The sequence below is a fragment of the Gemelliphila asaccharolytica genome, from assembly GCF_001553005.1.
Classification (GTDB): domain Bacteria; phylum Bacillota; class Bacilli; order Staphylococcales; family Gemellaceae; genus Gemelliphila; species Gemelliphila asaccharolytica.
The window spans coordinates 17115-27897 of sequence record NZ_KQ959859.1 but is presented as its reverse complement, the minus strand read 5'-3'; the positions used below and the strand labels follow the sequence as shown (position 1 = coordinate 27897).

The window sequence follows — 10783 nt, the reverse complement described above, 5'->3', positions numbered from 1 at the left end:
TTATTATACATGCTTATTATTTTTCATTATATTTCTATTTCTAAATGATTGTCATATTTGATTTTTATTGTAGAATTTTCTTTAGCACCTTTTCTTATTATTTCTAATGCTAATTTGTTTTCTATATTGTTTTGAATAAATCTTTTTAGTGGTCTAGCTCCGTATTTTATATCAAACCCTTCTTTGCTTATCCATTTAACAATTTCTTTATCATATTCCAATTTTATATTTTGTTTTTTTAATCTTTCCACTAATTCATTTAATAATTTCACTACTATTTTTTCTATTATTTCTTTTGTTAATGGTTTGAAAATTATTATATCATCCATTCTATTTAATATTTCAGGTTTGAAGTATGAATGTAATCTTTCTAATACAATTTTTTTAGTTTCATTAGATAAATTATTATTATTAAATCCTTCTAACAATTCACTAGACCCTATATTAGATGTCATTATTATAATTGTATTTTTAAAATCAACTTTAATCCCTTTAGAATCTGTAAGAACACCTTCATCTAGAAGTTGAAGTAATATATTAAATACATCGCTATGTGCTTTTTCTATTTCATCAAGCAAAACAATACTATATGGGTTTCTTCTAACACTTTCTGTAAGTTGTCCACCTTGTTCATATCCTACATATCCAGGAGGGGCTCCAATTAATCTACTAACAGAATGTTTTTCCATATATTCACTCATATCAATTCTTATAATATTTTTTTCATCATCAAATAAATTTAATGCTAAACTTTTTGCCAACTCTGTTTTACCAACTCCAGTAGGTCCTAAGAATAGAAAACTTCCTATGGGTCTATTAGGATCTGAAATTCCAGCTCTTGATCTCAAAATTGCATTAGTAACACTTGTTACCGCTTCTTCTTGTCCAATAACTTTTTGTTCTAATAATTCTTTTAAATTTAACAATTTATCTTTTTCTGTTTCAACTAATTTTGATACAGGAATACCAGTAAATTGACTCACTATATAACTTATCTCTTCTTCTGTCACTTCTTGTTTCAATAATTTATACTCATCATGTTTAGCTTTTTCTTCAACTTCTTTTAATTGTTTTTGTAATTTAGGTAAAACAGAATATTTAAGTTCAGAAGCTTTTTCCAAATCATAAGAATTTTCTGCTTTTTCTAAATTCAATCTTACTGTATCTATTTTTGCTTTTATTTTATTTGTTAAATTTAATTTTTCTTTTTCTTTATCTACTTGAATTTGTAATTTTTTTTGTTCTTCTTTTAAACTACTTATTTCTTCTCTCAACGTTTCTAAACGTTCTTTAGAAATATCGTCATCTTCACTTGATAATGCTTTTTCTTCTATTTCTAATTGCATTATTTTTCTATTTAAAGCATCAAGTTCTTCTGGATTAGAAGAATTTTCTGTTTTTATCGTTGCACAAGCTTGGTCTATTAAATCTATTGCTTTATCAGGTAAAAATCTATCTGTAATATATCTACTACTTAATTCTACTGCATCTACTATTGCTCTATCTGAAATTTTTACACCATGAAATATTTCAAATCTTTCTTTTAAACCTCTTAAAATTGATATTGTATCTTCTATTGTTGGTTCTTTTACTAAAACTTTTTGGAATCTTCTTTCAAGTGCAGAGTCTTTTTCTATGTAATTTCTATATTCATTTAAAGTAGTTGCACCTATACAGTGAAGTTCTCCTCTTGCAAGCATTGGTTTTAAAATGTTTCCTGCATCCATAGCTCCATCTGTTTTACCAGCTCCTACCAACATATGTATTTCGTCTATAAACAGAATTATTTTTCCTTCTTTTTCTTTTACTTCTTTTAAAACAGCTTTTAATCTTTCTTCAAATTCTCCTCTAAATTTGGCTCCAGCAACTAAACTCGTTAAATCTAGTTCAAAAACAGTTTTATTTTTTAAATTTTCTGGAACATCTCCTCTGACAATACGTTGTGCTAACGCTTCAACAATAGCTGTTTTACCTACCCCGGGTTCTCCTATCAAAACAGGATTGTTTTTTGTTTTCCTAGAAAGTATTCTTATTACATTTCTTATTTCATCATCTCTCCCTATTATAGGATCAATTTTACCACTTTTTACTTCTTCTACTAAGTCTCTTCCATATTTTTCTAAAACTTCGTAGCTATTTTCTGGATTTTCATTCATTACTTTCTTACCTCCTCTTATTTTATCTATTAATTGAACCATTTTTTCTAGCGAACTATACTTATCAATATTTTTTTTAAAATGTATGTTAGTAACATAACTTGCTAACAGTAAGTGCTCACATGATATATAACTATCCCCATATTTTTCTTTATATTCTTCACTTTTTTTAAATAATTTTTCTAAATCATTACTAATGTAACTTCCATAATTTACATTAGCTCCAGATATAGGATTTATCTTTTTTATTTCATCGTTTAATTCTTTTGATAATACTTTTACATTTATTTTTAATCTATTTAATATATCACTAAATAAATTAGAACTAGTCAATGCTGAATAGATTACCATTTCACTAGTGATATATTGACTTTTCGCTTCTTTAGCCATATTCTGTGCTTTAACTAAAATTTCTTTTATGCTATTTGTCATTTTATCTAAATTCATTTCATATCCTCCTCAAAATAGTTTCAAAATAGATTTGACTATTTTTGACTAATTACATTATAACACCTTTGACTATTTTTGACAATAGTTTTTGGAAAAATTTTACAAAAAAAATTTATAATGATAAAATTTAATTATATTGGAGGTAAAAATGAAATTAACCATAGATAATAATTACCAAAATATTAAAGAATTTCTAGAAAAATTTTTCCTGATTTCTAAAAAAAATCTTCACATTTTAAATATGGATAAAAAATCTATAATTTTAAATGACAAGTACACTTCTATATATTCTAAAATAAAAAAAGGAGATATTTTACAAATAAATTGTAATTTCCAAAACTCTAATTATCTTATAAATGAAAATTGCAATCATAACATTAAAATTGAATATGAAGATAAATACTTGCTAATAGTATCAAAACCTCAATCAATGAAAACACATCCTAATGATATAAAAAACGAAAATGATACTTTAATTAATTTTATAATAAAACCTTATCAATATCTTGAACCTATACATAGGTTAGATGTAGATACATGTGGTTTAGTTATTTTTGCAAAAAATCCTTTAGTTAAAACAAAATTAGATTATATGTTAAAAGAAAAACTCATAAAAAGGTATTACACTGCAATTACAAATAAATTTATTCCTCCCCAAAAAATTGTAACAAATTTAGGAAGAGATAGAAATGAGAAAAATAAAATAGCTGTGGTAAAAAAAGGAAAAAAAGCTGTTACAAACATCATAAGCTGTGAAAATTTATATGATAACTTCTTTCAACTAAAAATAAGTTTAGAAACTGGAAGAACCCATCAAATAAGAGTTCATTTATCACATATAGGAGCTAGTATAATCGGGGATAAACTATATTCAAAAGATTTTTATAAATATAAAAATATGAAATTAGGAGCTTTTAAAGTTGAATTTTTTCATCCTATTTCAAATAATAAAATTGTCATTCACTCTCATTTTAAAAAAACTTTTATTAATAAAATATAAAAATTTATTTTAATAATAAAAGTTTTCTATTATTTTAGTATATAATCGTTGTTAAATTTATTAATATATGTATTAAGATTGGAACACAAATATTTTTAGTACTTTTATAAAAATAAGCCAATACTATAGATATTAAAATATATACTATCATTATAGGTTTTATACCATCATGAGGTAAAGCAAATAAAAATCCAGATAAAACAGCTGATATTAAAAATTTATATTTTTCTTTATTTGTTTCTATCACATCATATAAATATCCGAAAATAACTCTTCTAAATATCAACTCTTCTAATATAGGAGCTATTAATAATACATATAGCATAAAAACAGGATATTTTTTCATATAATTTGCTACTGAAATAGAATTTTCACTAATAAAATCTATTCCCATATATCTAAAAAATATTATAACTAAAAATTGAGTAATCATAATAATAAAATATCCACTAACTACATTAATTAATAACTCATTTATTCTTAATTTTTTTCTGTAAGTTACTAATGAATTTAATTTAAATTTATTAATAAAAATAATTATAACCACAGCAGATACTATATTAGATATTAACAATACAATATTTTTTAAATTTATATTATTTATATCAAAATAAATTACTACCTTATAAGGAAATATCATTAACATAAAAATATATATACCTACTAAAAAAATAGACGGTATGAATTTAGCTTTTTTAAAATTTATCTTCACTTCAAAACCTCAATATTTTATTTAATTTTTCTATCTAATATTTTAAAATAATATATAGTCATCATTATTGCATAAATCGCTAAACCTAATAGCCAAGAAATCCATAATCCTTTAACTCCAATCTCTAATCTATAAACTAAGTAGAAAGCAAAAGGTATAGCTAAAACATAAAATCCTATTATTTGTGATATACATATAGGAATAACCTTTTTATGTGCTCTTAATGCTCCTACAAAACAAGATGAAAATGAATCAAAAATGGTAAAACCAATTATATAAAGAATTAACTTTTTAACTTTTGATACAAAAACCCTATCATTACCATACAAATAAGGAATATAGTCCTGAAATAATAATATAAAGATAGATATAAATATAGAAAGAACTAGACAAACAGATATTCCAATGTAAACATATTTGTTAGCAATTTTGTAATTTTTTGCACCCAGATGATAAGATACAATAATTGTTATAGCTGTTGATATGCTCATTGGCAAACAATATAAAAATCCAGAAAAATTTAATGAACTTTGATGTGCCGCTATAGTTATCGTATCAAACCTGCTTACCATCAATGACAAAGCAGAAAACATAAAAGTTTCTAACAAAACTGCAAAAGCCATTGGCAATCCTAATTTGAATATTTCAGGCCAATGCTCTAATCTAATTGGAGAAAATTTTATAATATGATATCTTTTAATTCTTGGATGAAAACTTACAACAAAAATAGCAAGTAATAATGAGATAATAAAAGTTATAATAGAAGATATTGCTACCCCTACTCCACCAAATTCATGAAATCCAAATTTACCAAAAATAAATAAATAACTCAATAAAATATTTATAGGAACATAAATCAACATCATTGTCATTGATATTTTTGTAAGTCCTAAACTATCAATAAAAGATCGAAGAGTTACATATAAAGTAATAGGTATAAGACTTAAACTTTGATATTTCAAAAATTTTACTGTTATAAATGAAATTTCTTTCTCTATATCTAAGTTTTCTATAAAAAAATACGAAAAATTATATTGTAATATTGTGACAACTAGAGATATAAAAAACCCCACATAAATAAACTGTTTTACCTTTACTGAAACTTCTTTTTCTCTTCCTTCTCCTATTAGATTTGATACTATAGGAACTAAAGCTAATACGAGAGTTGATATAACGGAAAATATAGGTGTCCACACGTTTACTCCTAAACTCACACCTGCTAAATCTTTAGTATTATAATGTCCAAGCATAAAAGTTCCTATCATATTTGAAGAATAAGAAATCATTTGATATAAAATCACAGGAATTAATATTTTTATGAAAAATAAAGTTTGTTTTCTGGTGTTTTCTCCTTTGTACATTTTTTCTCCTCTAGACTTACCATAATATTAATTAAAATTATAATATAATTTAAAAAAATAACCGACTAAAAAGTCGGTTTTTATAAATACAACATGCAACCAAGAGTTGAATAAATTTTTATGACCGTTAGTCTAATCGACAGCTCAACTTTGACAAATAACTTATACCCGGAAAATATTACTTAATGCTGCTTCATTCCTGACCTGACATGGTTCATAATTTTTTACGTCATAAGATGCCTCGGTATCAACACTACGTGTTATACTCGTCATCACAAAAAATACCCGAATCTTGGTATTCAGCCTTGCTAAAGCGGATTGCAAGTACAGGGCACCGCTAACTCCCCACCTAGCTTGTTAATTATAGCAAAACTTCATTATATTGTCAATAATCTCATTCCATGTATAATACTACCTTGTTAGTACTTTTTTTTAAATCTATTATTCTTTGATTACTGCTTCCACGAAATCTTAAATTTAAATCTTTTAATGCTAAAATAAATGGTCCATCAACTAATACATCACACAAAGACAACAATTTCTTTTTGTCATCAGTTGAATTTATTATCTGTTCATAAGTAAATCCACTATAAACCCATATATCCTTATTTCTTCCAAATTCTTTTCTTACTCTTGTAGCTAATTTTATAGCAACATTAGTATTTAAAAATGGTTCCCCTCCAAGTATAGTAAGCCCCTGAACATAACTCTTTGATAAATCATTTATTATAGTATCTTCTACAGTTTGATTGTATTCTTCTCCTGCTCTAAAATTTTGTATACTTTCATTAAAACATTCCTTACAAGCAAATAAACATCCACTTAAATATATTGAACATCTAATACCCTCTCCATCAACAAATTGAAAAGGTTTATAACTTGCATATTTATTTTTAGAAAACTTTGAAGATATCCAATCTTTCTTAGGAGCTCTATAAGTATTAAGACTTGCTTTATCAAAATTTTTTCTAAAAGAAGGTTCAATATCAATATTTTTAATTATAGTTTTAAATTTTTCTTCTCTTGACATCTTTTCACCTTCTTTTTTTTCTTAATATTAACATTTATTTTTTACATTTTCAATTTATAGTATTTTAAAAATATATTTTAAAAATTAAAAATAAAATATAAATTTCTAGAAATAATATTGTGTTTTAAAAAAATTATTAAAATAACAAAAATTTTTTTAAACTCATAATAAAATAATTATAATAATATAAAGTTAATATTAGGTTGAATAATCTAAAAACATGAATATAATTAAATAAAATATAAAAATATGATCTAATAATTAAAAATTAAATTTATTTACAATTTTTTTATATTAGTGTATAATATTTCATTGTAATAACTAAATAAATCCCTTGGAGGTACCTTATGATAAATGATATGAGAATTTTTGATTACGAGGATATTCAATTAATACCTAACAAATGTATTGTAAATAGTAGATCAGAATGTGATACCACTATTAAATTAGGAAATAGAAAATTTAATATTCCTGTAGTTCCGGCAAATATGCAAACAATTATCGATGAAAAACTAGCTAAAAAACTAGCTAAAGATAATTATTTTTATATAATGCATAGATTTAATCCAGAAAAAAGATTAAATTTTGTAAAAGAAATGAGCAAAGAAGGTCTGTTTTCTTCTATAAGCATAGGAATTAAACCAGAAGAATTTAATTTTGTATTAGAATTGAAAGAAAACAACCTTTCTCCTGAGTATATTACTATTGATATTGCTCATGGACATTCTAATAAAGTTATTGATATGATAAAACATATTAAAGAAAATTTACCTAATGCTTTTGTCATCGCCGGTAATGTAGGTACCCCAGAAGCTGTTAGAGAGCTAGAAAATGCTGGTGCCGATGCTACTAAAGTAGGTATAGGACCTGGTAAAGTATGTATCACAAAATTAAAAACAGGTTTTGGTACAGGAGGATGGCAACTTGCTGCACTTAGATGGTGTAAAAAAGCAGCAAGTAAACCTATAATTGCAGATGGAGGAATAAGAAATCACGGCGATGTGGCTAAATCAATAAGATTTGGAGCGACGTTTGTTATGGTAGGTTCTTTATTTGCAGGACACGAACAAAGTCCAGGAAAAACAATAGAAATTAATGGTGATAAATTTAAAGAATATTTTGGTAGTGCATCAGAATTTCAAAAAGGTGAAAGAAAAAATGTAGAAGGTAAAAAAATTCTTATCAAACATAAAGGAGATATATTCGATACATTAAAAGAGATGAAACAAGATTTACAGTCATCAATTTCTTATGCAGGTGGTAAAGATATTTCATCACTAACAAAAGTGGACTACGTTATAGTTAAAAATTCTATTTTTAATGGTGATAGATAATTTTAAATAATACAGTTAAATAAAAAGTTGCACAAGTTACATTGACAAAATATCTCTAAAAAGGAGAAATTAACATGAATATAAGAAATAAAATCGCTGGAGCTTTGTACGGAATGGCTCTTGGCGATGCAATGGGAATGCCAGCAGAATTATGGGGAAGAAATAAAGCAAGAAAATTTTTTAACGGACAAATTAAAGGATTTGTTGATGGACCAAAAGAAAATGAAGTCGCATTTAATTATAATAAGGCTCAATTCACAGATGATACAAGTCAGGCTCTAATTATCTTAGACTCACTGAAGGCAACTAATTATATTCCAAATTCTTCAGATATTGCAAAACGAATGCTGGAATGGGCAAAAAAAGAAAATGCATTTGAAAATAATATTTTAGGTCCAACATCAAGACTTGCATTAAGTTACTTTCGTGATAAAAAAGATGCCAGTAATATAACTAATAAAGCTTTATCTAATGGAAGTTCTATGCGAATTTCTCCAATAGGATGCTTTTTTTACCCTAATCAAAGAAAAGAACTTGTAGATTATGTTTTCAAAGTTTCTCAAGCGACACATACAAGTGATGTAACAATAGCGGGAGCAGCTATGATAGCAGAAGGCGTTGCCTCTGCAATTATAAATGATGATTTTGAACAAGTATTAACTGACATTCTTTCTGTAGAAAAATATGGATATGAAAGGGGGTGTGAAACATTCAGCCCTAGACTTGCAGAACGAGTAAAAATTGGAATACAGATTGCAAAAAAATATATTAACGATGAGGAAGAATTTTCAAAAAAAATCTATGATATTATTGGAACAGGTGTAGGAATCATTGAATCTGTACCAGCAGCAATTTCAGTTGCATATTATACTCAAGATCCAAATAAATGTTCTCTTATGTGTGCAAATCTCGGAGGAGATACCGACACAATAGGAGCAATGGCAACAGCAATTTGTGGGGCGTTTGTAGGTTATAATAATATTAAACCAGAGTATATAAAACTTTTAAAAATTCAAAACTCTAAAACCAATTTTGAAGAGTACATAAATATTATTGAAAATGGAAGGAAAAAGTTATTATGCAAACACTTGTGCTAGGTGCGGCAATTGTTGACTTAATGATGCAAATTGATCGTCTACCTAGAAGCGGAGAAGATATTCTCTGCAAAAAAAGAAAAACTGTTGTTGGTGGGTGTGCATATAATGTCGCCAACACATTAAAAAATTTTGACTGTGAACATGATTTGTGCGTACCAGTAGGTAAAGGCTCATTTGCTGATATTATACGCAGAGATATGAGAGAAAAAGGATATAAACCTATTATTCAAGAACTCAGGAGAAGATAATGGATACTGCCTTAGTTTAATAGAAAATAATGGCGAACGTACATTTATCACGGTTCGAGGAGCAGAATGCCATTTCAAAAAAGCATGGCTTAATAAAATTGATATGAATAAATACACAAATATTTATATTTCAGGTTATCAAGTTTGCGGAGAGAATGGCATAATTATTTCAGAATGGTTAAAAAAAGTTCTAAGTATATCAAAAAAGAAAATCTTTTTTGCACCTGGACCAATGATTAAGTCAATCGAAACTAAAACAATGGACAATTTTTTCAAACTAAATCCAATTCTACATATTAATGATGATGAAGCTAAAAGCTATACTCAAGAATCAAATGTAGAAAAAGCAATAAAAATTCTTTATAAAAAAAATAAAAACCTTGTTTTTATTACACTTGGAGCTAAGGGGACATTATTCTACGATGGAAAAAAAATAAAACAAATTCCAACGATAAAAACAAATGTTGTTGACACTGTAGGAGCAGGAGACAGTCATATAGGAGCAATAATTGCAGGACTTTCAAAAGGAATGAATATTGAAGATACCATAACACTTGCTAATAAGACAGCAGCAGCAATTGTAGGAATATCAGGACCTATTATGGACATTAAGAAATTTAAAAAAATTTGGGGAGAATGGAAAAATGAATAAAAAAATAAAAGAATTTTTTGCAGATTGGAGTTGGAAAGAAAAATCGTGGCTTGCTTTTGTCTTAATTGTACAAACGGTCGCTTGGGGAATTCAAAAAGAAAGTCTTTTTATGCTAGTTATGACACTAACAAGTAGTCTTAATCTAGTATTTGGAGCTAAAGGTAAAATTGCAGGTCTATATTTTGCCATTATAAATAGTGCTTTATATTCAATTAACTGTATGGGTATCCCTCTTTACGGTGAGGTAATGTACAATCTGATTTATTCAATACCTGTCAGTGCTATTGCAATATTTACATGGAATAAAAATAAAACAAAAAGTGGAGAAATAAAATTTCGTACTATGACTCCAAAAATTATCCTATTTACAACAGTTATTACAGTAATTGGAGTTTTAGGATATATGCAAGTACTTAAATGGATGGGTGGTAATCTTCCATTTATGGATTCTTTAACAACAGTGGTGGCTGTCATAGCAAGTTTACTATATTTACTTCGTTTCTCAGAACAATGGGCAATGTGGGCGATTGTAAATGCATTTTCTATTGTTATGTGGATCATGGTATTTATGCAAGGAGATTCTTCTGCACTATTAATCATAATAATGAAATCAATCAACTTTTTAAATTCAGCATATGGTCTTATGAACTGGAGAAAAATTTCTAAAAAAACTATACAAGAAAATGCAAAATAAAAAATTCTACATTCACAATCTTCAAAATCGTTAATATAAAATTACTCTT

Annotated in this window: 10 protein-coding genes and 1 other RNA gene; 6 read left to right on the top strand and 5 right to left on the bottom strand. The window is 26.4% G+C overall.

All coding sequences use genetic code 11. The features are described from left to right. Positions 1 to 26 precede the first annotated feature (26 nt). Positions 27 to 2603 carry an ATP-dependent Clp protease ATP-binding subunit gene (locus tag HMPREF1871_RS01235; RefSeq protein WP_066128937.1) on the bottom strand — a complete coding sequence of 859 codons (2577 nt, stop codon included), beginning with the start codon at positions 2601 to 2603 and terminating at the stop codon, positions 27 to 29. Positions 2604 to 2754: 151 nt separating this feature from the next. On the opposite strand from HMPREF1871_RS01235, the gene HMPREF1871_RS01230 reads away from it, so the two are divergent. Further along, complete coding sequence (locus HMPREF1871_RS01230; RefSeq protein ID WP_066128934.1) at positions 2755 to 3606, top strand: RluA family pseudouridine synthase; 852 nt, start codon at positions 2755 to 2757, stop codon at positions 3604 to 3606. A gap of 34 nt (positions 3607 to 3640) precedes the next feature. Here the strand turns inward: HMPREF1871_RS01230 and HMPREF1871_RS01225 are convergent, their stop codons facing one another. The 4 genes from HMPREF1871_RS01225 to nrdG form a co-directional block, all read right to left on the bottom strand. Next, positions 3641 to 4252, bottom strand: coding sequence for a CPBP family intramembrane glutamic endopeptidase (locus HMPREF1871_RS01225; RefSeq protein ID WP_157058036.1), 612 nt, complete (start codon positions 4250 to 4252; stop codon positions 3641 to 3643). An 83-nt stretch (positions 4253 to 4335) separates the two neighbouring features. Further along, positions 4336 to 5679: an MATE family efflux transporter gene (locus HMPREF1871_RS01220; RefSeq protein WP_066128923.1), complete on the bottom strand. Its 1344-nt coding sequence runs from the start codon at positions 5677 to 5679 to the stop codon at positions 4336 to 4338. A 91-nt stretch (positions 5680 to 5770) separates the two neighbouring features. Beyond that, positions 5771 to 6037: signal recognition particle sRNA large type (gene ffs / locus HMPREF1871_RS01215), an RNA gene on the bottom strand. 36 nt (positions 6038 to 6073) lie between these two features. After that, entirely contained in the window at positions 6074 to 6709 is a 636-nt protein-coding gene (gene nrdG / locus HMPREF1871_RS01210; RefSeq protein ID WP_083505604.1) for an anaerobic ribonucleoside-triphosphate reductase activating protein, read from the bottom strand. A 359-nt stretch (positions 6710 to 7068) separates the two neighbouring features. On the opposite strand from nrdG, the gene guaC reads away from it, so the two are divergent. From guaC to pnuC, 5 genes are all read left to right on the top strand, one after another. Next, the gene (gene guaC / locus HMPREF1871_RS01205) at positions 7069 to 8043 is read left to right on the top strand and encodes a GMP reductase (RefSeq protein WP_232297339.1); all 975 of its coding nucleotides are present in this window, start codon (positions 7069 to 7071) and stop codon (positions 8041 to 8043) included. 74 nt (positions 8044 to 8117) lie between these two features. Then, positions 8118 to 9140 carry an ADP-ribosylglycohydrolase family protein gene (locus tag HMPREF1871_RS01200; RefSeq protein WP_198145741.1) on the top strand — a complete coding sequence of 341 codons (1023 nt, stop codon included), beginning with the start codon at positions 8118 to 8120 and terminating at the stop codon, positions 9138 to 9140. Next, entirely contained in the window at positions 9122 to 9388 is a 267-nt protein-coding gene (locus tag HMPREF1871_RS06430; RefSeq protein WP_198145740.1) for a PfkB family carbohydrate kinase, read from the top strand. The genes HMPREF1871_RS01200 and HMPREF1871_RS06430 overlap by 19 nt, the downstream gene beginning before the upstream one ends. Beyond that, on the top strand, positions 9354 to 10040 hold the full coding sequence (locus HMPREF1871_RS01195) for a PfkB family carbohydrate kinase (RefSeq protein WP_198145742.1): 687 nt from the start codon (positions 9354 to 9356) through the stop codon (positions 10038 to 10040). The genes HMPREF1871_RS06430 and HMPREF1871_RS01195 overlap by 35 nt, the downstream gene beginning before the upstream one ends. Then, entirely contained in the window at positions 10033 to 10734 is a 702-nt protein-coding gene (gene pnuC, locus HMPREF1871_RS01190; RefSeq protein WP_066128912.1) for a nicotinamide riboside transporter PnuC, read from the top strand. Before HMPREF1871_RS01195 ends, pnuC begins: the two co-directional genes overlap by 8 nt. Positions 10735 to 10783: the final 49 nt, after the last annotated feature.

Coding starts and splice junctions, on each gene's coding strand:
- HMPREF1871_RS01235 (WP_066128937.1), bottom strand. CDS start 2,603: ATGAATTTAGATAAAATGACAAATAGCATAAAAGAAATTTTAGTTAAA.
- HMPREF1871_RS01230 (WP_066128934.1), top strand. CDS start 2,755: ATGAAATTAACCATAGATAATAATTACCAAAATATTAAAGAATTTCTA.
- HMPREF1871_RS01225 (WP_157058036.1), bottom strand. CDS start 4,252: ATGTTAATGATATTTCCTTATAAGGTAGTAATTTATTTTGATATAAAT.
- HMPREF1871_RS01220 (WP_066128923.1), bottom strand. CDS start 5,679: ATGTACAAAGGAGAAAACACCAGAAAACAAACTTTATTTTTCATAAAA.
- nrdG (WP_083505604.1), bottom strand. CDS start 6,709: ATGTCAAGAGAAGAAAAATTTAAAACTATAATTAAAAATATTGATATT.
- guaC (WP_232297339.1), top strand. CDS start 7,069: ATGAGAATTTTTGATTACGAGGATATTCAATTAATACCTAACAAATGT.
- HMPREF1871_RS01200 (WP_198145741.1), top strand. CDS start 8,118: ATGAATATAAGAAATAAAATCGCTGGAGCTTTGTACGGAATGGCTCTT.
- HMPREF1871_RS06430 (WP_198145740.1), top strand. CDS start 9,122: ATGCAAACACTTGTGCTAGGTGCGGCAATTGTTGACTTAATGATGCAA.
- pnuC (WP_066128912.1), top strand. CDS start 10,033: ATGAATAAAAAAATAAAAGAATTTTTTGCAGATTGGAGTTGGAAAGAA.